This is a genomic window from Longitalea luteola, from assembly GCF_017356035.1.
Taxonomy (GTDB): Bacteria; Bacteroidota; Bacteroidia; order Chitinophagales; family Chitinophagaceae; genus Niastella; species Niastella luteola.
Window position 1 is genome coordinate 184,851 of sequence record NZ_JAFIQX010000005.1, and the last position, 24,303, is coordinate 209,153.

Genomic DNA, 24,303 nt, shown 5'->3' on the forward strand with positions numbered 1-24,303 from the left:
AGGACTGATAGCGTATGAGCAGGTTTGTTATAATAATATTCCTTCATATCATATTGCTCGTAGCCTGCAAACAGGGAAATGGACCATGGGGCAGGAGCAAAACAAAAGATACATTATCGGTACACACCGTTCCTTATGAAGTGTTGAGAAGTAAGGCTATGGATAGTGCCGAACAAATGTCTTTTTTCACCGATTACTGCATCAGAAAACTCCAAAGCCATAAAGGGGGCGACCGCTTCTACACCCTGGCCGTATTCGACGGCGATACCACCAAAATACAATTCTGCCAAGGGAATATCTGCACCAGTAGTAAGCAACATGCCGTAGTGGGCTTTGCCAACAAAAATCTTTTTTTCTTTTTTTTGAAAGAAGAGGCCTGGCGCCTGCGGCAGGTGATGAACGGCTATGGGATCATAAATGACAGCGCCATTCAATTCTCCGATGTGAATTTTGACGGTTATAAAGACGTTTCAATCATCTGGAACTATTCTGCCGGCACCTGTAATTGCACAGCGCCGGGCTGCAGGGATATTTATTTATACAACAGCGAAAAGGACAGGCTGGTACATATACCGGAAATAAGATCTTATTACGATTTCGGACTATCGGCAGAAGAGCAGTCGATCTACCTGGGCGAACATTGCAAAGGCTTTTATGGTAAGTTCATGTGGCAGGATGGAAAACTGCAGATACAGGAAGAATACAGTTCCAACCAATACAACGAAAGCGATTCCGCCCGCTGGCGCCTGGAACATTTTATTTATTGCAATGGCGAACGGGTTCCAGCTTATACCATTCCCAATTTACCCTTGCCGGAGAAATGGCAGAGGCAGTTTGGGTGGTGAGTGGTGAATGGTCAATGGTCTGTGGTCAATGGTGAATGGCCAATGATCAATGGTGAATCAGTTACCTGTTACCGGGTTCCTGGTACCGCGCCTCAAAATGAAACCATTAATCTGTATTCAGCCGCCTGAGCCTGGAATCTGTATTCCTGGTAACTGGTAACCGGTAACGCTGCAATCTGCAACGCCATTAAAGGAACCGATCACTTACAATCAAATCTTTACTTCCATTTGAGTACTTATAAAATCCTTCACCACTCTTTACACCCAGATATCCGGCAGTGACCATATTGGTGAGCAGGGGACAGGGTGCATATTTCGGATTGCCGAAACCTTCATACAATACATTCAGGATGGCATGGCAGGTATCCAGTCCGATAAAATCGGCTAATTGCAGTGGTCCCATCGGGTGAGCCATGCCCAGCTTCATAATGGTGTCAATTTCATTCACGCCGGCAATGCCTTCATACAAGCTATAGATCGCTTCATTGATCATCGGCATCAGGATGCGGTTGGCAATAAAACCGGGATAATCATTCACTACGCAGGGCACTTTACCCAATTGTTTACTCAATGCAACAATGGTATCGGTGACAGACGGTGAAGTAGCATACCCGTTAATGATCTCCACCAGCTTCATTACCGGAACCGGGTTCATAAAATGCATCCCGATCACCTGGCTGGGGCGTTTGGTAGCTGCCGCAATGCGGGTGATGGAGATGGAGGAAGTATTGGTAGCCAGCAGCGCATTGGCAGGGGCCAGGGTGTCGAGCTGTTTAAATATATCTAGTTTGAGGTCGATGTTCTCGGTGGCAGCTTCAACGATCAGTTCGGCATCTTTTACACCCTGAACGAGGTCGGTATAAGTAGTAAGATTGCCCAGGGCATTGTTCTTTTGTTCTTCCGTGGCAGCGCCTTTGGCGATCTGGCGATCGAAGTTCTTTTGAATGGTTTGAAGGGCTTTTTCGAGCTGGGCGGCATTAACGTCAATAAGGTTTACCGGAAAACCATTTTGTGCAAAAACATGCGCAATACCATTGCCCATAGTACCTGCGCCGATGACAGCAACGTTCATAATGTGATAATGTGATGATTAGATAATGTGATAATGATGGTCCGCCTGATTTCAGTCCGAAATTTTGGCCAAACAGACTATTATTTCAGTTTATTAAAAGCGGGTGCTAAGATAATATTCTTAATTGATAGCTAACAAGTGTTTGTCTGTTAATACGTAAAGGCCGATAGTAGTCATCCTGTTATAATGAGGCGGCAATAAGTTGTCGGTGGTCATGAATCCCGGCAATTATCACATAATCAAATTATCGAATTATCTAATTCTGATTTTTAAAGTCTCCCCGTTTCCACGCCTTGATGAATTCTGACCAGGCGGCGGGGTTGAAAATGTTTTGTGGAGGAGCTTGTCCGCTGTAGTAGTACCGTTGTGCATTGTTACGCAGGAACATATTGGAGCTTTCGGTACCATCTCGGGGTAAGGTGCGTGCCAGTACCCGGCGTTTGGATTCATCGGTATTCTTGCGGGCGATCTCTATATCATCGTCGGGAATGGATACATTCACAAAATCCCGTTCAAACTGTTCTTTGGTGGGGCGTGGTTTAATGACCGTAGCGGGCAGGTACATCGTGTCGGTAACCATCAATTGCAGCAGGCTGTACTGGTTGCCTTCCAGGTCGCGCGGAATGGTGGCCAGTTTGGGTTTATAACCAATAGACGTGAACTCTACGATATCTCCTTTCATCACCACAATGCTGAAAACGCCCTGCTCATTCGTGATGGTACCCCGGTTCTGGCCTTTGATCATGACGGTCACGGAAGGGATGGCTTTCAGGCTGTCGGCTGTCATTACAACACCGTACAACTGAATCACGGAATCTTTCAGTTTCTCAAATTGAGCGTTAGCGGCAAAGGGTATGGCAATCGCCAGGAAAATCAGTAAAAGTAAACGTCTTTTCATGCCCGTCAAATATATACATAATGCCTAAAATACTTCAACAAAATACTAAGGTCAATGGTTAATTTTGTGGCAAATAAATCTTTTTAACAAAACTCTTAGATGAATGACCCCTGAGAAAGTTTTAGATGCATTGAGGAACGTTCAGGAACCTGATTTGGGCAAGGATATAGTTACGTTGGACATGGTAAAAGATATAGTGATTAGCGGTAATACGGTGTCTTTCACTGTTGTGCTTACCACACCCGCTTGTCCTATGAAAGATATGATGGCAAGGGCCAGTGAAAACGCTATCAGATCACTGGTTAACAAAGAAGCAGTTGTAAGAGTAAACTTCACAGCTAATACCAGCACTAACCGGCAGGATCCGGGGTCTGTTCTGCCAAAAGTCAAAAATATTATAGCTGTGATCAGTGGAAAAGGAGGCGTGGGAAAAAGTACTGTGTCCGCCAATCTGGCACTGGCGCTGGCCCAGGGTGGTGCAAAAGTGGGGCTGATGGATGCCGATATTTATGGTCCCAGCGTACCCATCATGTTTGGCGTGCGTGGTGAACGGCCGATGATGAAAAGCATGGGCGAAGGACAGAAGGGTATGATCGTTCCGCTGGAGCGTTTTGGTATAAAGCTCATGAGCATTGGCTTACTGGTGGATGAAAAAAGCGCAGTGATCTGGCGTGGTCCCATGGCCAGCAGCGCCATTCGCCAGTTTGTGACCGATGTATGGTGGGATGAACTGGATTACCTGGTCATCGATATGCCTCCCGGAACAGGTGATATTCATTTGACCCTGGTACAAACAGTGCCGGTTACCGGCGCGGTGATCGTTACCACACCGCAGGATGTTGCCCTGGCCGATGCTAAAAAAGCGATCGGCATGTTTAGCCAGGCCCAGATAAAAGTGCCGGTAATAGGCCTTGTCGAAAATATGAGTTATTTTACACCTGCTGAATTACCTGATAATAAGTACTATATCTTTGGCAAAGAAGGTGGCAAACGCCTGGCCGAAGAATATGATATTCCTTTCCTGGGGCAGATTCCCTTAGTGCAAAGCATTCGGGAAGGGGGCGATATGGGCATTCCGATCATGGTGAGCGATGATATGATCTCCCGGAAAGCATTTGAAGAATTTGCCGCTAATGCCACCCGCAGCATTGCCATGCGCAATGCCAATGTAAGCGCCGCTAAAGTAGCTGAGGTCATTTAATGAATATGCACAGCCAATAAAGCAACGGGCAACAGACAATTGGCAATGGATAAGAGAGTTCTCTTTGCTGGTTGTCTGTTCCTGAAAATTAAAGTAACCTGCAATTAACAGTTGAGCATGAATTTTGGTAATTGTCAATTGCTTATTGTCAGTTGTCAATTGGATCTCCAATATCCTCCCTGATCATCACTGTAAAAATTGTATATGTTTAAATTTAGGGAAGTAACAGAGCTCCTCGTATTGGTTGCCTTGATTTTTGCCTGTCACGCTTCAAAAAAAGTTACTGATCCGTTGTTACCAGCATTTGATATCGAAGGCCATCGCGGCTGCAGGGGTTTAATGCCCGAAAATACCATTCCCGCCATGATGAAGGCACTGGAACTGGGCGTTACTACCCTGGAGATGGATGCCGTGATCACCAAAGACAAAGAAGTGATCCTGTCACATGAACCTTTTTTCAATCACGAGATCACCACAGGTCCCGATGGGAAGTATGTAACAGCGCAGGATGAGCGCAGCCTGAACATTTACAACATGACCTATGCACAAACGCAAACATTTGATGTGGGGCTGAAACCGCATCCGCGTTTTCCGAACCAGAAGCGGCTGAAAGCCACCAAACCCTTACTGCGCGAAGTGATCGATCATGTAGAAGCCTATCACAAATTAAATGGCGGCCGCCCGGTTTTCTATAATATAGAAACCAAATCACAACCGGCTACTGATAACAAGTATCACCCGGCGCCCGAAGAGTTCGTAAGAAGACTTATGGAAGTGGTCAACACGGGCAAGATCAGTGACCGGGTGATCATTCAGTCATTTGATTTTCGTACGTTGCAGGTGGTGCATAAAAGATATCCCGGCGTAAGAACCGCTGCCCTGATCGAGGACTATGATAAACGCACCCTGGAAGAGCACCTGAAAGCCCTGGGATTCAAACCCACGATCTACAGCCCCGCCTACAGCCTGGTGACAAAAGAGCTGGTAACAAAATGCCATGAACGGCAGATCAAGGTCATTCCCTGGACGGTCAATGATAAAGAAGCTATCGAAAAATTAAAGGCGCTTGGTGTCGATGGTATTATTTCTGACTATCCTGACCTGTTGGTTCAGTAGTTGTGATGGTGATAGGTTAACGGTTGCTTGCATACATGAAACTGTATTGTATTCAAAACACTATTATAAACTTTAACTTCCTCCTTTAGGGGGCAGGGTGTATGAATTTATCATTAGAAGGAAAAAACGCCGTGATCTGCGGAAGCACCCAGGGCATCGGCCTGGCCATTGCCGAAGAGCTGGCATTACAGGGCGCTAACTGTACCTTGCTGGCCAGGAATGAAGAAGCGCTGCATGCCGCTTTAAAAAGCCTGGATATTGCGCTTCGCCAGCAGCACAGCTGCCTGGTAGCCAATTTCAGCAAGCCCGAGCAGGTAAAGCATGTCATTGAACAGCATGTTCAGCAAAAGCCGGTGCACATCCTCATCAACAATACAGGTGGGCCGCCACCCGGCTCGGTACTCGAGGCCACCGAAGAAGCGTTTTTGCAGGCATTCAATCAGCACCTGATCGTAAATCAGCTGCTGGCCCAGGCTGTTATTCCGGGCATGAAGCAGGCGAATTACGGACGCATCATCAATATCATATCTACGTCTATCCGAATTCCCATTACCAACCTGGCGGTATCAGGCACGGTACGGGGAGCGGTGGCCATGTGGTCGAAGATCCTGGCCAATGAGGTTGGTCAGTTCAATATAACGGTAAACAATATCTTACCCGGCTTAACAAAAACACAACGGTTGGATAGCCTGATCCAGAACAATGCACAAAAACGCGGGGTATCACCCGACGTTATTGAACAGGAAATGAAACAGGAGATACCCATGAAGCGTTTTGGCGAAGCAGCGGAACTGGCTGCTGTTGCCGCCTTCCTGGCTTCCCCCGCCGCTTCCTATGTGAATGGGATAAGTATTCCGGTCGATGGAGGGAAAACCGGTTCATTTTAAAATAGTTCATAGTTTAAAGTTCATCAGTTATTCAGTTCCTAAGTTCCTGAGTTATTGAGTTATTCAGTTCATAAGTTTTTGAGTTTATAATTAATCGTAAGGCTGAATAACTGAACAACTGAATAACTGAACAACTGAATAACTGAATAACTGAACAACTGAATAACTGAACAACTGAATAACCAGGAAACAAACCTACTACATGATATTTGAAAATTCCCGCTCGTTTGCCTGCCGGCTCGATCAGCAGGATGAGCTGCGTTCCTTCCGGGATCAGTTTATCATGCCCGTTATAGATGGCCGGCAGCAGATCTACTTTTTAGGCAATTCCCTGGGCCTGCAACCCAAACGTACGGCAGCCTGCCTGCAACAGGTAATGAACAAATGGGCCAATTACGGTGTGGAAGGTTTTTTCATGGGCGAACAACCCTGGCTGCAATACCACGACCAGCTCATTCAGCCGCTTTCACAAATTGTAGGTGCTTTACCACATGAAGTAGTGGTCATGAACCAGCTTACGGTAAACCTGCATTTACTGTTGGTGTCCTTCTATCAACCCGATCAAAAACGCTATAAGATCATTTGCGAGGCCAAAGCATTTCCCAGCGATCAGTATATGCTGGAAACACATGTGAAATATTGTGGCTTCGATCCCGCTGATGCCATCATTGAAGTAGCGCCAAGGGCAGGGGAACATACCATCAGGCAGGAAGATGTTCTTCAGGTAATACACGAACACAAAGATGAGCTGGCGCTGGTTGTATGGGGTGGACTCAATTACTATACCGGTCAGCTGTTTGACATGGCTGCCATTACCAACGCGGCACAGGCAGTTGGCGCCAAAGTAGGATTCGACCTGGCGCATGCAGCCGGAAATGTTGCTTTACAGCTGCACGACTGGAACGTTGATTTTGCAGCCTGGTGCAGTTATAAATACATGAATTCAGGCCCGGGCGGAATTGGCGGCGCCTATATTCATGAACGGTATCATAACGATCATACAATACCGCGTTTTGCCGGTTGGTGGGGCTACGATAAAGCTACGCGTTTCCTGATGCAGAAAGGGTTTAATCCAACCCGCTCGGCGGAGGGCTGGCAATTAAGTACGCCCTCTCCCTTGTTATATGCAGCCCACCGCGCTGCGCTGGAGATCTTTACGGAAGCCGGTATCGACCGCCTGCAAAAGAAAAGGCAATTGCTCAACAGCTGGTTGTGGTTCCTGCTCGACGATCTGAACAGCCGGCAATCGGAACCGGTCATTGAATTTATTACACCCCGCAAGGAAAGTGAAAGAGGATGCCAGGTATCTATGTTGATGTTACAACAGGGCAAAAAGGTGTTTGACGAACTGGCGAAGGCGGGGGTGATCGTCGACTGGCGCGAACCGAATGTGATCAGGCTGGCGCCGGTACCTTTGTACAATACTTTCGAGGAAGTATGGCAATTCACTAATATCTTGCGGCAAATATTACAACTCCAACTCGTATGACACGGCAGCAACTGGTAGAACAGATACGCATTAGAAAAACATACCTCATCGTGGGGCTTGATACGGATCTAAACAAGATCCCAAAACACCTGCTGACAAAAAGCGACCCGGTATTTGAGTTTAACAAACAGATCATCGATGCTACCAAAGAGTACTGTGTAGGTTATAAGATCAATACGGCATTTTATGAAGCCCTGGGTTTACCCGGTTGGGAAGCCATGCAAAAAACAGTTGCTTACATTCCCGATACGCATTTCAAAATAGCCGATGCCAAAAGAGGCGATATCGGTAATACCTCCTCGCAATATGCCAGGGCCTTCTTTGAAACAATACCATTTGATGCCATTACGGTAGCCCCTTATATGGGCGCCGACAGCGTTTTACCGTTCCTGGAGTATAAAGACAAATGGACCATCGTGCTGGGCCTCACATCAAATACCGGTGCCCGCGACTTTGAATTGCAAAAGGCAGGCGAAGAATTGTTGTACGAAAAAGTATTACGTACCGCCGCACAATGGGGTACTGCCGGTCAGTTGATGTTTGTAGTAGGGGCCACACAGGCTTCAGAATTTTCCAATATCCGTGCTCTTACGCCAGACCATTTTTACCTGGTGCCGGGGGTAGGGGCGCAGGGAGGCAGCCTGAAAGAGATCTCAGAAAAAGCAATGAATAAAGACGTAGGGCTGCTGGTAAATGCCAGCCGGGCTATTATTTATGCTTCCGATCAGGAAGATTTTGCTGCCAGGGCAATGCTCGTTGCCAAAGAATACCAGCAGGAAATGGCTGGTTACCTGTAATAATTACCGGTTGACAGTTCCCGGGTACCGGGCGTTGAATCGGGTAACGGACGGCAATTAACCGCGCATCCTGCGATTTGGACCCGGTAACCGGTGCCAGGTAACCGGTTACCTGTATGTCTTTACATTTTTTCCTTCTAATATAATCTTCCTAATAGATTTAGTTTCACACAGTTCTCTTTACAAAATGTGTATTATTTTTTCACTTACAGGCAGGGGTGCACACAATTGCAGGCACTAAAAAGCGTTTTAGATGTTTTAAGGCGTAAAGATACCAAATGCCTTTTCCGAAAGCGTTATAGTTGATTTGAGTGAAGATGCGAAGATGTACTGATTAACGGATCGTACTATTACGTTTTGCCGGTTAACAGGTCAGGTATTTTAACGTTGAAGCACTAACAACCCAAACTCCGTGAATTCCGTATACCCTTGTATGAATGATGCATTCTTACACGGGTTATACTGTTGCCGGAGAACCATTAACCAATGATCGAACGACGATTGTGGTAATTGGTTTTTAAGTTTGGCATATTAATCAGCTAAAAGAGATCCCATATCCTATCGAAATTTAAAATCCAATCATCGGCTATGCGAAAAATTTTACGCGGGCACGTAGTTTATAAAATATTTCTGTTTACCCTTTGTTTAGGTTCATCTTTTTTGTTCGAAGCTCACGCTCAGGTGTCCGGTACATTTACCATTAATAGCGGCGCACCAGCCAGTGCAACTAATTTCCAGACTTTTGCTGCAGCCGTTGCATCGCTTTCCGGCGGTGTCAATGGCGCCGTGACTTTTAATGTGGTGTCAGGCAGCGGGCCTTATACCGAGCAGGTGGTGATCAATGCCATTGCCGGCGCCTCGGCAACCAATACCATCACATTCAATGGTAATGGTGAAACCCTCAACTTTCTTTCTACCGACTATAACAGCCGTGCCGGTATAAAGCTGAACGGTGCAGATTATGTAACGTTCGATAACCTCAACATTCAGCCGCTGGCCGATGCGCCCGGTGAATACGGTTATGGTGTACACATCTTAAATGATGCCGATCATAACACGATCAAAAATTGCCATATCACCTGTTTTGTTGATTGGGATAATTACGATAATCATGCCGGCATAGTGATAAATGGCAGCCACGCCAATACGTGGGATGAGGGAGATAGCAATTGCGATGACAACCTGATCCTGCATAATACAATCACCGGCGGAACAGCAGGTATAACGCTCTCATCCATACCGGTATGGGGCAATCCGGCTCAGTTTATGACCGGAAATAGAATAATTGGTAATACTATTTCAAATGCCATTTTTTATGGTATTCAGATGTATTATACCAGTAGTACCCTGATAGATGGTAACGATATTACGGGTGGTCCCGATGCCATTTACGACCTCATCGGAATGTATCTTGCTTATTACAATCAAAGCTTTGTCATTACCAATAACCGCATCCATGGTTTTCATGCAGAGCCTGGTAGCACACTAACCGGTCTTTTTATCTCATCCGAGAGTGTTGCCGGTAAGGAATGTCTGTTTGCCAATAATCTTATTTACGATTTTCAAACTGCCGGTACCGTCATAGGCATCGTTTCCAGGCTGCCCAATACTGTATATTCCACTTCATTCCTCAATATTTATCATAACACGATATCCCTCGACGATCAAAGCGTTCCCGGCACTGATGCATTCGGGATGCAGTTTGATAACGTTTCGGATGTGAATATCATGAACAATATTGTGACAGTGACGCGCAGAAGCAGTAATATTAATTATGGTATCTATTTTGAAGTGGCCCCCACCAACTTTACCAGCCAACGGAATGATATATATGTGCCAGACGGCCCCGCTACCAATGATGCAGTAGGCGTGATCAGAAGTGTTGTCTATAATACAATGGCAGCCTGGCAAAAGGCTACCGGTTATGATTATTTTTCAACCGACGTTAACCCGATATACGCAAATCCTGCCGCCTTCGATTTCAGACCAACGGCACAGGGCATAGATAATATGGCCGTTTATCAAAGTATAAATACTGATATAACCGGAGCCCCTCGTAGTACATCGAACCCCGATGTAGGTTGTTATGAATTTTTATCTGCCGCGTGCTCGTCCACCATTACCGGCGGTACCGTCAATGCTTTACCTGATTCCATCTTATGCATAGGCCCAAAGATCTCTCTTGGCTTAACAGGTCATTCGGCTGGTGGCGGGCAAACCTATACCTGGCAAACCTCTACCACCGCTACAGGAACTTATAGCAATATTACCGGTCAGCTTGGTTTTCCGTATCTGGAAACAACGCCTGTTACGACCTTATTTTACCGCGTAGCGCTTACCTGTGGAACCACTACTGCTTACTCCAAACCGATCAGGGTGTTGGTAAACACTTCGCTCAACGGCGGTACTTATACCATTAATTCTGAACTGCCTACCGGTGGCATCAATTTCAATTCGTTCAAAGACGCGGCATTGGCTTTACAATGCGGTATCAACGGGCCTATTGTATTTAACGTGGCCAGCGGCAGCGGGCCTTATAATGAGCAATTGATCCTGCCTGCATTAAGTACGTCGCCCACAAAAACGGTGACCTTTAATTGCAATGGCGTAACCATGTCTTATGCGCCAACGACTTCCAGTCAAAGTGCTGTACTAAAGTTGAATGGAACTGATTACATTACTATCGATAGCCTGAACGTTGACGTACAGGGATCTTCGACCTTTGGTTTTGGCATACAGCTCACGAATGATGCCGATCATAATACGATCAAACGTTGCACGATCAATCTCAGTAAAACAGCAACCACTAACCGGTATGCAGGAATAGTTATCAGCGGGGCTGCCGACAATCCTACAAGTACTGTTGGTTATAGCGATTGCGATACCAACCTCATCACCAACAATACTGTCATTGGTGGTAGTCATGGTATTACCAATGCTTCCAATTCCATTTCTCCCGGCGTATCGAGGTCAAGGGGAAATATCATCAGAAAAAACATCCTGAAAGATAACTACCAGTACGGGATCTATTTAACAGGCGCCTCTAAAACCCTGGTTGATAGCAATGATATCAGTCAGCCTACCCGCACTGTACTGGCGGCGTTCACCGGCATTTATTTGCTGGAGGTGAACTTTGGGGTAACGGTGTCAAGAAACAAGATCCATAATCTGGCAGAGAATGCTAAAACAACCAGTGTGCTGTTAGAAGGAATAAAATGTGAGCTGGTTAAAGCATTGCCAACGGAACCGATCGTGATCACCAACAATTTATTGTATACCTGGCGGGGAAGCGGCGTACAGAATGGACTGAACAACATTTCTTCCCAGCATGTGAAATATTATCATAATACGGTTTCACTGGATGATTCTTCCTCTGGCAACCCGAGCTTAACCCGTGGATTCGGCGCATTTGGTATGCTCAACGAGGGGATAGAGATCAAGGATAATAACATAGTTGTGCGCCGCGGTGGTACGGGGGCAAAGTATGGATTCTATACGAATGTCAACGATAGTGGTTTGGTAGCTAACTTTAATAACTACTATATTTCTTCTACGGAAGGTCCGGCCATTATCGGTTACATGACCACCGACTATCCTACCTTACCTCAATGGCTGGCCACCCGCAAGGATTCCAATTCAATTTCCATCGATCCGGTACCACATGATCCCGCAAAAGGAGATTATACTCCTACCAAAATACCATTTGAGAACAGGGGTAGCAATGTGGGCATTACCACCGATATCCGGGATGTTACAAGAGATTTGGCAAGGCCTGATATTGGGGCCGTGGAATTCACCATCTGCCGCCAGCTTACCAACCCGGTGATCAGTGCCGATTCTGTGGGCGTGAATGCCATCAGGTTCAGCTGGCCTGCTGTACAAAATACTACCGGTTACCGCGTATCCCGTGATGGCATCAACTGGGCGATCCCTTCTTCGGGCGCCATGGGACTTACGCATATCATTGCCGGGTTAAAACCTGCTGATACTGCAGGATTGATGGTAAAAGCTTTGGGTTCGCGTATCGATTGTCCGGAATATTTGTCGGGCCGTGTGGTGTCACGAACGCTCACAGATGGCATTTATGTGCCCAATACTTTTACCCCCAATGGCAATGGTCAGAACGACGTGTTCAAAGTATATAGTAATATGATGAGGTCAATCCGCTGGATGGTATTCAACCAGTGGGGTGAAAAAGTGTTTGAAACCACGGAACTGCAGGGCGCCTGGGATGGCAGGTATAAGGGCAAACCCCAACCCGTAGGCGTATATGTATTCGTGGTGTCGGGCACGCTTTCAGATGGCACTAAAGTAACCCAGAAAGGAACATTTAATCTGATCCGGTAATTAAAATCCAAAAAAACTGTTTGTAATGAGATATCTTATAAAAACCGGCTTGTTACTGTTAACCCTGGTTAAAGGAGTAACAGGTCTTTCTCAAACAGATCCCCATTTTTCGCAATATTATGCGTACCCGGTTTGGTTGAACCCCGCTTTGACGGGCGCCATAGACGGTAATTGCCGGGTAACAGCCATGTACCGCAGTCAATGGGGCGGCATCAGCAATCCATTTGCAACGCCCGCTGTTTCTGCAGACTTTGTAACGAATAAAAATGTAAGCCTTGGTGTTAACCTCATGAACCAGCGGGCAGGCACTATTGGCTACAGCTATATGACCGGGTATGCTACCATGTCTTATAATGGCGTACGCTTTGGGTATCACCAGATCTCTATGGGTATGGCTTTGGGTGTATTGAACCGCCGCTTCGATCAATCGAAGTTCAGAACAGGCGATATGTGGAATCCCTATATGGGCTTCGACCCAACGAATGGCGGTACCGAAGTGCTGAATAAAACATCTGCCATTGCATTCGATGCGGGGGTAGGCGCCGTGTATTTTGATGGAACGCCGGGTAAAAAAGCGAATTGGTTCGGCGGTATCTCAGCCTATCATTTAACCCAGCCACAGGACCCATTCCTGGCAGGCGATCATGAAAAAATGCCGATGCGGTTAACAGCCCATGGCGGTTTGAAATATAATGTGAACGAAGACGTGAGCATTACGCCCAACCTGTTGTATATGCGCCAGGGTAACAGTGAAGAAAAAATGGCAGGCGCCTATGCCCAGATGCGGGTAAATGAAACCACCGACTTTTTACTGGGCGCCAACTACCGGTTCAAAGATGCGGTGTCGCCCTATGTAGGTGTTTACTATAAGAACTATATGATCAGTGTGAGCTATGATGTAAACATGTCTGACCTGGGTAAAGTGGCAGGTAATGCCAACAATTTCGAAATATCCCTGACGCTCATCGGCCGCAAATCGGTTAAACAGGATGCCGTGCCGTTCGTGTGTCCGCGGTTGTAATATACAAAACGAAGAGAAGGACCCACCAGCCACCGGCTGTTTCAAAACATTATCACATTAGCAAATTGATTATACATGATCAAGCAAATTATAATAATAGCCTGTCTGGGTTTGAGTACCGCTGCGGTACATGCGCAGGCAACTAACTTTAAGCGCGTAGCGGAACAGTTCTATGCCAAAGGCGATTATTATTCTGCCGCACACTATTTTGAAAAATACTTAAGTGGGAAGACTCCTTCCCATTCAGGGTATAATGCCTATGTAGTACAAAAGCAGGGCGCTGCATTGATCAACCCCAACGATCTCGGCGGTCTCGACGGTAACCTCTTGTATAAAATGGGCGACTGTTACTTTAACCTGAACGATTATATACATGCAGAACAATGGTATAAAGTGTTGCTGAAAAAAGACTCTGCCAGCTTTCCGCTGGCCCGTTACTATTATGGCATTTGTTTGCGCGCCAATGGTAACTACAAAATTGCCCAGCAGGAGCTCACGAGGTTCATGCAGGAGAATACCGAAGGCGAGAAGTATAATAAACGGGCGCAGCAGGAGATCGATAACTGTGCGTTCATTCAGCAGCAATTGACCAATGGCCCTACCGGTATTAAAATAGAAAGGCTCAATAACAACATCAATAAAGAAGGCGCCAATTACGCTGCCAGCTGGCTCAACAATAATACCCTGGCCTTTACATCAACCCGGTCGGAAGGGTATAACAATGCCTTGTACAGCGTAGCCTTCAATAACGGCGGTTTTGGCAGGATAGAAAAAATAAATGTGGCAGCGCCGAGGAATACCCATTTAGGAACTCCAACTTTTACACCTGATGGCTCAAAAATGTTCTTTACTGGCTGGATGGTGAAGAATGGAAAGAAACTGTCGGCCATTTATATGAGCGAACGCGATGGCGAAAGATGGAGCGAGCCTGTTGTGATCGACGGCAAGCTCAGTGAAGAATCATTCAATTCCAGGCAGCCGCAGGTAACGCCCGATGGCAAATACCTGTTATTTGCCAGTGACCGCTCGGATGGCATCGGCGGTTTCGATATCTGGTCGGCCACCCTCGACCCTAAAGGAATGCCCGAAAAGATCACTAATTTGGGACCGGCCATCAATACCACGGGCGATGAAGAAGCGCCGTTTTACCATGGCGGCAGCCAGTCCCTCGTATTTGCCTCCAATGGCAGAACCGGTATGGGCGGCTTCGACCTGTTCTCATCCAGTGGTTATTTCAATGGCTCATGGACGGTGGCATTGAACCTGGGCTACCCGGTAAATTCAGAAAAAGATGATATTTACTTTGTAGGCAAAGGAAAGGGGTTGCTTGAAGATGCCATCATCAGCAGTGACCGCGCCTCATTATGTTGTTTGGAATTATTCTCCATACATAAGAATTACAACCAGGTATTTACCGGGGTGGTGCTCGATTGCGATACCAAGAAACCGCTGGAAGGCGCTATCGTAACTGCCAAAGATCCGCGTGGTAACGAGATCGCTACTATCAAGACCCAGGCAGGCGGCCGGTATACCATTCAAACCGATGCCGGGTTGGCCCTGCAGATCAGTGGCCGCCAGGAAGAGTACCAGGATGGCCTGCTGACGGCCTACCCCTCGAAAGGCGACACCGTATATGCACAGGAGTTATGTTTGGCCAAAAAGCCCGATCCGTTCAAAAACAAGACCGAGGTTACCTATCAGATCGTGTTTGAGTTAAAGACCGAGATCGCAAAAGAATCATACCCATATCTTGATCTCATTGCCGGTTACCTGAAGGCCAATCCATCGGTCGTGCTTGAAATAAATGTGCACACAGACGGCCTGGGATCGGTTAAATCGAACGAGTTCCTGTCGAAAGGACGGGCCAATGCCTGCGCCGAGTACCTGATCAATGCCGGTGTATCGCCCGGACAGCTGTTGCCAAGAGGATTTGGGGAATGCTGCCCGATCGAGAAAGAGACCACACCTGATGGAAAAGATATCCCGGAAGCCCGTGAGAAGAACAGGCGTGTGGTGTTCAAGATGATCAGCAATGGCACCCCCATCAACAATGGTACGCCCATTGGCAATGGCACCCAAACGACCAACTAAAACAGACAAACGCTGATCGGCTATCGACAGAAGGCCACAACTGATCTGTGAACCGATAGCTTTCCACGCAGTTTATAATTGAACAAAAAGCCCCCGGAATTCGGCTTGATCGAACACCGGGGGCCTTATTTTTGTCCCGGATCCAGGATCCTTCAACACCCCGGCTCGCGAACATCGTTGCCAATTGTAAGAATATTCACTTTTTCGGGTGTATCAGATTAAGATACGTAGAGATAAAAAACCTTAAATTGCAATAATACCCAGCGGTTAAGGGCTTTTTTACGTATTAAGCATAGATCATCTACATAATCAAAATTTACAATTTATGAAACACGTTTTCTCTGTCCTCTCAGTTACCTGTGTTGCATTTTTAACCATTTTGATATCCTCGACCGGTTGTAAAAAAGGCGATACCGGCCCGAAAGGTGAAACCGGTAATGCCAATGTACAATACTCACCCTGGCTCGATGTTTCATTTGAAGCGGTTAGAAATACAGCAGGCGATACCCTTTACTATGAGACGGTAGTGCCCGCTCCGAAGATAACCGATAGTGTATTAGCCTATGGTGATGTGAGAATATACGTAAACAATGGAACTGCAGCACAACCTGAGATCATCCCGCTTCCTATTGGCACAATCCTCATCCCTTTTATCAGCAAAGGCGAGATCTACATGCAGGGCGGCGATTTTTCAACTTTTACACAGGGCGGACAGAAATACTCTCAGTTCAGATATGTGATAATAGCAGGATCTACTCCGGCCCGAAGAGATGTGAACCTGAACGATTATAATGCTGTAAAAGCGTTTTATAACATCCCTGACTGAGAACACGGCTTCTTCATAAATAGCAACCGTTCCTTAAGAAATCCTTCTCCCTGAAAACCGAGTTTATAGAATAAACGTATTTGTTCAGATAAATGCGCTTTGAAATAGTATCTGTCGGGCCAGTGCATCAGTAATGCACAGGCCCGACAGGTTAAATGGATATCCCAAAAGGGATAGGACGTTAACCCAATCTTCAGTTAATCAAAAACTAATGCTATGCGTTTTATGCAAAACGCTTTTGAGGCAAAGGCAGTACGAACAACGTGCAAAAGATTGTTGTTGGTGGTGGTTGTAGCTGGTTGTTTGCCATTCATCGCTCGCGCATCCGGTATTCCCAACATAAATAACACCCGATTTTTCCAGGATACCACTGTGGTACGAGGCAGGGTCTCAGGTACTGAAGAAGGAGGCATTCTGCCCCAGGTATCTGTACAGAACCTGGTCTCAGGCAGGGGTACCTTCACCAATACACAGGGTGAGTTTGCCATTGGCGCCCGCCGGGGCGACAGCATCCGGTTCTCCTATACCGGCAAAGCTCCCCAAACCATCATTTACCGCGGCGAAAGGTTTATGGAGGTGTTCATGTCGGAAGGCGGTAAAGCGTTATCCGAAGTGATTGTGACCGGTTTCCAGACCATCGAAAAAAAGAAATTTGCCGGCGCGGCCGCCACTGTAAAAATGGATGATGCCAGGCTGAGCGGTCAAACAGATGTCAGCCGGATGCTCGAAGGCCGGGCTGCCGGGGTTTCCGTTCAAAACGTGTCGGGCACATTTGGTACCGCACCCAAAGTGCGGGTGCGCGGCGCCACCTCCATCAACGGTGATAACAAACCTTTGTGGGTGGTAGACGGTGTGGTGCTGGAAGACATCGTAAACATCTCTAACGACCAGCTGTCGAGCGGCGACCCTACTACTTTGTTAGGTTCCGCCGTAGCCGGTTTAAATGCCAACGATATTGAAAGCTTCGACATCTTAAAGGACGCCTCTGCCGCCGCTCTTTATGGCGCCAGGGCCATGAACGGGGTAGTGGTCATCACTACAAAAAGAGGGCGGGCCGGAAAACCCAACGTAAATTATATCGGTAATTTCAGTACTTACCTGAAACCCCATTACCGTGATTTCAATATCATGAATTCTGCCCAGCAAATGTCGGTTCTGGCCGAACTCGAGCGCAAAGGCATGCTGAACGCCAACATCCTCGACCGGGGCGATAACGGCGTTTATGGTAAAATGTACGAACTGCTGAACGAACCGTTACCAGGTGGCAATGGTTTCGTATTGCCCAATACCCAGCCCGCCCGCAAAGCATTTTTGACCCGGTACGCACAGGCGAATACCGACTGGTTCGATCTGCTCTTCCGTAATAACTTCACGCAGGAACATTCCCTCAGTATTTCTGCAGGAACCGACCGTTCCCAATCTTATTTTTCTACCAGTTATTATGGCGATAACGGCTGGACGCCGGCCGATAAAGTAAGCCGTTATACCCTCAACTTCCGCAATAATTATAAGTTCAATGAACGGCTGTCGGCCGATTTTACTACCGTAGGGTCCATGCGCGAACAGAAAGCGCCCGGTGCGCTCACGCGCAACAGCAACCCGGTAGAAGGTAGTTACGATCGCGATTTCGACATCAATCCTTTCAGCTATGCCCTCAACTCAAGCCGCACCTTAACGGCATACGACGAGAACGGCAACCGCGAATATTTCCGGCGCAACTTTGCTCCGTTCAACATCCTCACCGAACTGGAGAACAACTATATGGACCTCAAAGTGATCGACCTGCGGTTGCAGGGAAGCCTGAACTACAAGATCACCCCCTCGCTGCGGTATGAATTTGTAGGCGCCCTGCGTTTCGTGAAATCGAGCCGTGAGCACCAGATCACCGAGTCGTCGAATATGGCCAATGCCTATCGTGCCGCAAACACATCAACCATCAGGGCTAATAACAAGTTCCTGTACCGTGATCCGGAGAACCCCGATGCTGAACCGGTAGTCGTATTGCCGTATGGCGGTTTTTACAACCGCGTAGAAGACCAGCTGTTGAACTATGATTTCCGGAACAGCCTTAATTTCAATAAAACGATCAACGACCTGCATACGATCACCGCGTTGGTGGGTCAGCAGGTAAAATATGCCGATCGTCAGCAATTCAACAACACCGGTTATGGCTACCAGTATGAGAATGGCGGCGTGCCTTTCATCGATTACCGCATTCTGAAACAAACCATCGAGCTGAACTTCCCGTATTATGGAATGTCTAAGGATTATGACCGCTTTGTGGCCTTTTACGGATCGGGTACCTATACCTATAATTCAAGGTACAATTTAACCGCAACAGTACGGTACGATGGTTCGAACCGGTTGGGTAAGTCAAGAAATGCCCGCTGGTTGCCTACCTGGAGCGTGGCCGGTTCATGGAACGTAGAACAGGAACGCTTTATGGAAAACATTGCCTGGGTAGATGCCCTTACGGTGCGCGCCAGTTATGGTTTAACAGCGAGTATGGGACCTGCCACCAACTCAAACATCGTATTGAGGAATATTAATACCAACAGGACCTATTTAACAGAACGGGAGTCGGTGATACAGCTGGCCAACCTGGAGAACAGCGAGCTTACCTGGGAAAAGTTATACACTACCAACCTGGGTGTTGACGCTACCATGTTGAACAGGCGCCTGAATGTGAGTGTAGACGTATACAACCGCAGCAGCTTCGATCTTATAAGTGTAGTTAAAACATCAGGCGTAGGCGGTGAGCCGTACAAAGCCGCCAACTATGCCGATATGGAATCGCAGGGTGTTGAATTGCTCGTAGGGTATCTGGTGTTGAATAACAAGAACTTTAAATGGCGCACCAACCTTACTGCCGGTTACAACACCAATAAAATTACCAATGCCCGCAACGAGCCCCTCATCTGGGACCTGGTAGCAGCAGAAGGTGGCAATAAACAGGGATACCCCGTACGAAGCCTGTTCTCGATCGACTTTAAAGGACTGGAACATTTTACCGGTACGCCGCAGTTTGTTGATGAGACCGGCAAAGTGGGCAACAATGTGTACCTGCAGGATCAGAATACCAGCTTCCTGGTGCATGAAGGTCCGGTTGATCCCCGCCTTACCGGCGGCTGGTTGAACAGCTTCAGCTACAAGGATTTCACCCTGAGTGTATTCATTACTTACCAGGCTGGTAACAAGATCAGGTTATACCCTGCCTTCAGGAACAGCTATTCAGACCTGGATGCCATGCCGAAAGAGTTTTATGACCGGTGGACCATGCCTGGCGATGAGCAGTTCACCACAGTGCCTTCCATATTAGGCGCTTTTGAACAGTCAAAGCTGGCAGGCTCCACGCCGTATAACAACTATAATTATTCAACGGCGCGGGTTGCCAATGGCGATATGATCAGGTTAAAGAACGTTTCGTTCACCTGGCAGGTGCCCAACAGGATAATTAAAAAGATCGGCCTCAACAGCCTGGCATTACAGGCGGTGTCGAATAATACCTGGTTGATCTATTCCGACAAAAAGTTAAAGGGGCAGGATCCTGAGTTCTTCAATACCGGTGGTATTGCCCAGCCCGTTCAAAAACAGTTTACGTTCTCATTGAAACTGGGAGTATAACGCGAAACGCAGAACGCTTAACGCTTAACGCAGAACGCTTAACGCAGAACGCAGAACGTAAAAAGAAAAAAGGTAAATACAATGCAAAAGATACTATCATATACAGCATTTGCACTGCTTTTTTCAACAGCAGGATGTAAAAAGTTCCTTGAAAAAAATCCCGACAACCGGGCCGCTGTAAGTACGCCCTCCCAGGTATCGCAGCTGTTGGGAACAGCTTATCCGCAGGGCAACTATATGGCCTTTACCGAATCCATCTCGGATAATGTGACCGATAAAGGAAGCGGCACGCAGGAAAGGATCAATGTGGATCCATACTTTTTCCAGGACGTGGCCGATAACCAGCAGGATTCACCGGAGAATTACTGGAATGCCTGTTATACAGCCATCGCCGCCGCCAACCAGGCATTGGAAGCCATTAGAAACGCAGCCGACACTACCTTGTACAGTGCCCAGAAAGGTGAGGCGCTGGTTTGCCGCGCCTATGCGCATTTTATGCTGGTGACCTTGTTCTCGAAAGTGTACGATCCGGGCACGGCTGCACAGGACATGGGCATTCCATATGTGACCACACCCGAGAATGTGGTATTCAAGAATTACGATCGCAGAACGGTAGCCTATGTTTATCAAATGATCGAACAGGACCTTACCCAGGGTTTACCGCTGATCGACGATACCAAATACACGGTACCCCGTTACCATTTTACCAAAGCTGCGGCCAATGCTTTTGCTGCCCGGTTCTATCTTTTCAAACAGGAATACGCCAAGGTAGTTACCCATGCGAATGCTATATTTTCCGGCGGCAACATTACCTCCCTGCTGCGCCCCTGGAATACGGTTTACCTTACCAAAACACCGCAGGAGATGTGGGCGCTTTACCAGAAAGCTACCGAACCGGCAAACCTGTTACTGGTTGAAACTGTGTCGAACTGGGGACGTGATTATTTTACCGTACGCTATGCCATGAACTCGGAAAAGCGCGATGAGATATACGAATCCGAGAGAATATTCAGCGACACCTCCGAATGGGCTTTCAGGTATCAGACCTATACAGCGGGCACCAACAACTATCTGGTGCCAAAGATCAATGAATATTTCGTGCGCAACTCGGTAAATGCCAATATCGGTTTACCTTATGTGATGGTGCCGTTATTCACCACTGAAGAAGTATTATTCAACAGGGCGGAAGCATATATTTATCTTAATAACGTAAATGCTGCTATCCAGGACCTGAATACCTATGCAAGCACCCGTGTCGTTGGTTACAAGACTGCCGACCATCAGATCACGCCCGACAAACTGAAGGCAGCTTATGGCTCAAACGACGTACGCCTAAATGCCTTGAACGCATTGCTCGATTTTAAACGGGCCGAATACGTTCAGGAAGGCATGCGCTGGTTCGATATAATACGGTATGACATTACAGTTACCCATACAACCACGGATGGCCGCACGTTGAGTTTGCCGGCGAATTCTCCGCAACGGGTATTCCAGCTGCCAGAATCGGTATCGTTATCGGGTATGCCTTTAAACCCGAGATGAGTTCTAAGTTTTAAGTAATAAGTTCTAAGTAATAAATAGCAACTGATATGTTCAAACATAAAATATACCTTGTTTTACTGGCGCTGGCGGTTTTTGCGTCGTGTAAAAAGGAAGATGACCTGGGCGATGTGAGTAATATTCCCGGGCTTGGCGGCGACACCTGGGCAGCTACGCCAATCGATAACTGGATACGAGATACCCTTACCACACCCTTTAATGTTGCGGCCAAATATAAATGGGACCAGGGTGAACTGGATTTCGATAAAACCTTAACGCCTCCTAAGGAAGAGAAGATCATCCCGCTGCTTAGCGCCATCAAAAAAGTATGGATCGATAACTATGTGGCCGAAGCCGGAAAGCTGTTCATGCAAAAATATATTCCCAAGTTCTTTGTATTGGTGGGCAGCGCCAACTGGAACATCGACGGCACCATCACCCTGGGTACAGCCGAAGGTGGCCGGCGCATTGTATTATACGTATTGAATGATTTCAGGATAAAAGGTATGCCGGGTTATGTACCGTCAGACTCGGTTGAGGTTAAAATGATGTTCCATACCATTGAGCATGAGTTCGCACACATTATGCACCAGACAGTAATGTACCCCGAAGACTTCAAACGCATTTCTGTAGGTGATTATACTTCTAACTGGAACAACGTTCGTGATGATGAAGCCAACGAAAAGGGATTTGTTTCAGCCTATGCGCAAAGTGCAGCCGACGAAGACTTTGTGGAAATGATCTCCCTGATGCTTGTTGAAGGAAGGGACGGGTTTGAATCATTTTTGAAAACCATTTCCAATCCGGCCGCGGTAGACAAGTTGCGTCAGAAGGAAACGATCGTGGTCAACTATTTTAAAGATGTATGGGGCATCAACTTTTATAGTTTGCAAACCCGTACACGTAATTCGATCAATGCATTGATGTATTAAACGCTAAACGCAGAACGCTGAACGCTGAACGCAGAACGCTGAACGCTAAACCTGCCTGCCGGCAGGCATGCGCAAAACGCAAAAGCAGAAGCCGCCAAAGCGCACAGGCGCAAAACGCGGAAATGCCATCCTTCCTGATGCCGGCAGTTGTAAAATGCGGAAACCAGCGTTGAGCATTAAGCTTTAAGCGTTAAGCTTTATTCACGATTAAAGAGACAGGTATGAATAAGAACCTATTATATTTTCTACTCGCTATAGCCCTGCTTGCCTCGTGCCGGAAGGACGACGACAATGTGTTCGATAAAACACCTGACGAGCGGCTCAATGAGGCCCTGGCAGCTTATCAGAAGGCCCTTACCGGCTCCCCTTTCGGGTGGAATGGAAACCTTACCACCGCCGATGGCGGCACTTACCGCTTCTATTTTAATTTTAACGACAGCAACCGGGTAGTAATGTACAGTGATTTTGACAGCACTACCGCTACGGTGACCAAAGAAAGCAGTTACCGGTTAAAGGCGTTGCAGCAACCCAGTCTCATATTCGATACCTATTCGTACATACATATTCTCAGCGACCCTGATGGGTCTGTAAGCGGAGGCGGCAACGGCCAGGGATTAAAGGCTGATTTCGAGTTTCGGGTCGATACCGTAACGGCAGACAGTATCAGTTTAACCGGCCGGTTCAACGGCAGCAGGCTGAGCCTGCGAAAAGCCGTTCAATCAGACGTATCGGTATGGGCGAATAAACAGGTGACCAACGGCGTAGTAAAGTTCAAGGACTATTGGAAATTCCTGCTTTACTGGAAACGGCTTAACTATCGCAACGGGGATTACGAACTGCAATTTGATACAACCGTGAAAAAAGTAACTGTTTCCTGGGGAACCGGTAACCAGGCACAGTCGGTTACCAGGGGCTATTATTTTTGGGCAAACGGTGTATACTTTACTGATCCTGTTGTAAACGGGGCCACCTCTATACCTGGGTTCACCATTAACAACTTTAATGCGGGGGCCCAGGTAATGAATGTAGCTGTGAATGGCACTGCCGCCACCATAACCGGCGCCAATGCGCCTGTTAATCCCGATGTAAGAAGTGCCGTCAACCGCTGGTGGGGCCAGGGTGCTGCCGGTGATAATTACTGGATCTCGTTCGATGGCTTTCACATAAATGGGGTAGACGATGCCTACAACCTTAAATCGTTGAAGAACGATACATCTCAATTCTATTTCTTACTGTACAAACCGAATTCCAACGGTGTTGATGCATTCTTTAGTATTTATCTCGATTCAGCTGAAAGTGCCCTCGACCTGGTTGCCGGTTCATGGGTGGGCATGACGGCCAACTCTGCGGGCCGGGCAAACTTTAGTCTGGTTGAAGAACACCAGGACATACCCTGGCCTGGTAGCGGACCGCTGGTTGATACCCGTAATCTGCTCTTTGCACCTACAGGCTACTATTTTGTACAAAGCAGCGCCAATTCATTCGATATGGTTAGCGTTGCCGATGCAAAGGTGTGGGTTTCGTGGCTCTGGATCTTCTGACGATATTGTAATTGCATTGTAAATACAAAGGCCCTGACGATACTGCCGGGGCCTTGTTATTTAAAAACGGGCCCTCC

Annotated in this window: 16 protein-coding genes; 14 read left to right on the forward strand and 2 right to left on the reverse strand. The window is 47.2% G+C overall.

From position 1 onward, the window contains the following. Positions 1–14 precede the first annotated feature (14 nt). Complete coding sequence (locus JUB15_RS14820) at positions 15–845, forward strand: XAC2610-related protein (RefSeq protein ID WP_207513270.1); 831 nt, start codon at positions 15–17, stop codon at positions 843–845. Between the two features lie 187 nt (positions 846–1,032). On the opposite strand, the gene JUB15_RS14825 is transcribed toward JUB15_RS14820, so the two are convergent. Then, on the reverse strand, positions 1,033–1,917 hold the full coding sequence (locus JUB15_RS14825) for a 3-hydroxyacyl-CoA dehydrogenase family protein (RefSeq protein WP_207513271.1): 885 nt from the start codon (positions 1,915–1,917) through the stop codon (positions 1,033–1,035). Between the two features lie 256 nt (positions 1,918–2,173). Next, the gene (locus JUB15_RS14830) at positions 2,174–2,815 is read right to left on the reverse strand and encodes a carboxypeptidase-like regulatory domain-containing protein (protein WP_207513272.1); all 642 of its coding nucleotides are present in this window, start codon (positions 2,813–2,815) and stop codon (positions 2,174–2,176) included. 103 nt (positions 2,816–2,918) lie between these two features. On the opposite strand from JUB15_RS14830, the gene JUB15_RS14835 reads away from it, so the two are divergent. The 13 genes from JUB15_RS14835 to JUB15_RS14895 all read left to right on the forward strand — a co-directional run bounded on the left by JUB15_RS14835 (position 2,919) and on the right by JUB15_RS14895 (position 24,226). Further along, positions 2,919–4,016, forward strand: a complete 1,098-nt coding sequence (locus tag JUB15_RS14835) for an Mrp/NBP35 family ATP-binding protein (protein WP_207513273.1) — start codon at positions 2,919–2,921, stop codon at positions 4,014–4,016. Positions 4,017–4,220: 204 nt separating this feature from the next. Then, on the forward strand, positions 4,221–5,132 hold the full coding sequence (locus JUB15_RS14840; RefSeq protein WP_207513274.1) for a glycerophosphodiester phosphodiesterase: 912 nt from the start codon (positions 4,221–4,223) through the stop codon (positions 5,130–5,132). Between the two features lie 101 nt (positions 5,133–5,233). After that, on the forward strand, positions 5,234–6,019 hold the full coding sequence (locus JUB15_RS14845; protein WP_207513275.1) for an SDR family oxidoreductase: 786 nt from the start codon (positions 5,234–5,236) through the stop codon (positions 6,017–6,019). Between the two features lie 202 nt (positions 6,020–6,221). Beyond that, positions 6,222–7,508: a kynureninase gene (kynU, locus tag JUB15_RS14850; RefSeq protein WP_207513276.1), complete on the forward strand. Its 1,287-nt coding sequence runs from the start codon at positions 6,222–6,224 to the stop codon at positions 7,506–7,508. Then, positions 7,505–8,305 carry an orotidine-5'-phosphate decarboxylase gene (gene pyrF / locus JUB15_RS14855; protein ID WP_207513277.1) on the forward strand — a complete coding sequence of 267 codons (801 nt, stop codon included), beginning with the start codon at positions 7,505–7,507 and terminating at the stop codon, positions 8,303–8,305. Before kynU ends, pyrF begins: the two co-directional genes overlap by 4 nt. Positions 8,306–8,893: 588 nt before the next feature. Next, positions 8,894–12,652 (forward strand): right-handed parallel beta-helix repeat-containing protein, encoded by a 3,759-nt coding sequence (locus JUB15_RS14860; protein ID WP_207513278.1) that lies wholly within the window; start codon positions 8,894–8,896, stop codon positions 12,650–12,652. 25 nt (positions 12,653–12,677) lie between these two features. After that, complete coding sequence (locus JUB15_RS14865) at positions 12,678–13,673, forward strand: PorP/SprF family type IX secretion system membrane protein (RefSeq protein ID WP_207513279.1); 996 nt, start codon at positions 12,678–12,680, stop codon at positions 13,671–13,673. A gap of 75 nt (positions 13,674–13,748) precedes the next feature. Beyond that, positions 13,749–15,764: an OmpA family protein gene (locus JUB15_RS14870; protein ID WP_207513280.1), complete on the forward strand. Its 2,016-nt coding sequence runs from the start codon at positions 13,749–13,751 to the stop codon at positions 15,762–15,764. Between the two features lie 325 nt (positions 15,765–16,089). Then, on the forward strand, positions 16,090–16,590 hold the full coding sequence (locus JUB15_RS14875; RefSeq protein WP_207513281.1) for a hypothetical protein: 501 nt from the start codon (positions 16,090–16,092) through the stop codon (positions 16,588–16,590). Between the two features lie 216 nt (positions 16,591–16,806). Next, on the forward strand, positions 16,807–20,214 hold the full coding sequence (locus JUB15_RS14880; RefSeq protein ID WP_207513282.1) for a SusC/RagA family TonB-linked outer membrane protein: 3,408 nt from the start codon (positions 16,807–16,809) through the stop codon (positions 20,212–20,214). A gap of 81 nt (positions 20,215–20,295) precedes the next feature. Further along, positions 20,296–21,756 carry a RagB/SusD family nutrient uptake outer membrane protein gene (locus JUB15_RS14885; RefSeq protein ID WP_207513283.1) on the forward strand — a complete coding sequence of 487 codons (1,461 nt, stop codon included), beginning with the start codon at positions 20,296–20,298 and terminating at the stop codon, positions 21,754–21,756. A 47-nt stretch (positions 21,757–21,803) separates the two neighbouring features. Beyond that, a complete protein-coding gene (locus JUB15_RS14890) occupies positions 21,804–22,685 on the forward strand; it encodes a zinc-binding metallopeptidase (RefSeq protein ID WP_207513284.1) in 882 nt (293 codons plus the stop codon). A 221-nt stretch (positions 22,686–22,906) separates the two neighbouring features. Continuing rightward, positions 22,907–24,226, forward strand: a complete 1,320-nt coding sequence (locus JUB15_RS14895) for a DUF4302 domain-containing protein (protein WP_207513285.1) — start codon at positions 22,907–22,909, stop codon at positions 24,224–24,226. Positions 24,227–24,303 lie beyond the last annotated feature (77 nt).

What these genes read in the sequence shown, in the direction of transcription:
- JUB15_RS14820 (WP_207513270.1), top strand. Translation starts at nt 15, where the DNA reads ATGAGCAGGTTTGTTATAATAATATTCCTTCATATCATATTGCTCGTA.
- JUB15_RS14825 (WP_207513271.1), bottom strand. Translation starts at nt 1,917, where the DNA reads ATGAACGTTGCTGTCATCGGCGCAGGTACTATGGGCAATGGTATTGCG.
- JUB15_RS14830 (WP_207513272.1), bottom strand. Translation starts at nt 2,815, where the DNA reads ATGAAAAGACGTTTACTTTTACTGATTTTCCTGGCGATTGCCATACCC.
- JUB15_RS14835 (WP_207513273.1), top strand. Translation starts at nt 2,919, where the DNA reads ATGACCCCTGAGAAAGTTTTAGATGCATTGAGGAACGTTCAGGAACCT.
- JUB15_RS14840 (WP_207513274.1), top strand. Translation starts at nt 4,221, where the DNA reads ATGTTTAAATTTAGGGAAGTAACAGAGCTCCTCGTATTGGTTGCCTTG.
- JUB15_RS14845 (WP_207513275.1), top strand. Translation starts at nt 5,234, where the DNA reads ATGAATTTATCATTAGAAGGAAAAAACGCCGTGATCTGCGGAAGCACC.
- kynU (WP_207513276.1), top strand. Translation starts at nt 6,222, where the DNA reads ATGATATTTGAAAATTCCCGCTCGTTTGCCTGCCGGCTCGATCAGCAG.
- pyrF (WP_207513277.1), top strand. Translation starts at nt 7,505, where the DNA reads ATGACACGGCAGCAACTGGTAGAACAGATACGCATTAGAAAAACATAC.
- JUB15_RS14860 (WP_207513278.1), top strand. Translation starts at nt 8,894, where the DNA reads ATGCGAAAAATTTTACGCGGGCACGTAGTTTATAAAATATTTCTGTTT.
- JUB15_RS14865 (WP_207513279.1), top strand. Translation starts at nt 12,678, where the DNA reads ATGAGATATCTTATAAAAACCGGCTTGTTACTGTTAACCCTGGTTAAA.
- JUB15_RS14870 (WP_207513280.1), top strand. Translation starts at nt 13,749, where the DNA reads ATGATCAAGCAAATTATAATAATAGCCTGTCTGGGTTTGAGTACCGCT.
- JUB15_RS14875 (WP_207513281.1), top strand. Translation starts at nt 16,090, where the DNA reads ATGAAACACGTTTTCTCTGTCCTCTCAGTTACCTGTGTTGCATTTTTA.
- JUB15_RS14880 (WP_207513282.1), top strand. Translation starts at nt 16,807, where the DNA reads ATGCGTTTTATGCAAAACGCTTTTGAGGCAAAGGCAGTACGAACAACG.
- JUB15_RS14885 (WP_207513283.1), top strand. Translation starts at nt 20,296, where the DNA reads ATGCAAAAGATACTATCATATACAGCATTTGCACTGCTTTTTTCAACA.
- JUB15_RS14890 (WP_207513284.1), top strand. Translation starts at nt 21,804, where the DNA reads ATGTTCAAACATAAAATATACCTTGTTTTACTGGCGCTGGCGGTTTTT.
- JUB15_RS14895 (WP_207513285.1), top strand. Translation starts at nt 22,907, where the DNA reads ATGAATAAGAACCTATTATATTTTCTACTCGCTATAGCCCTGCTTGCC.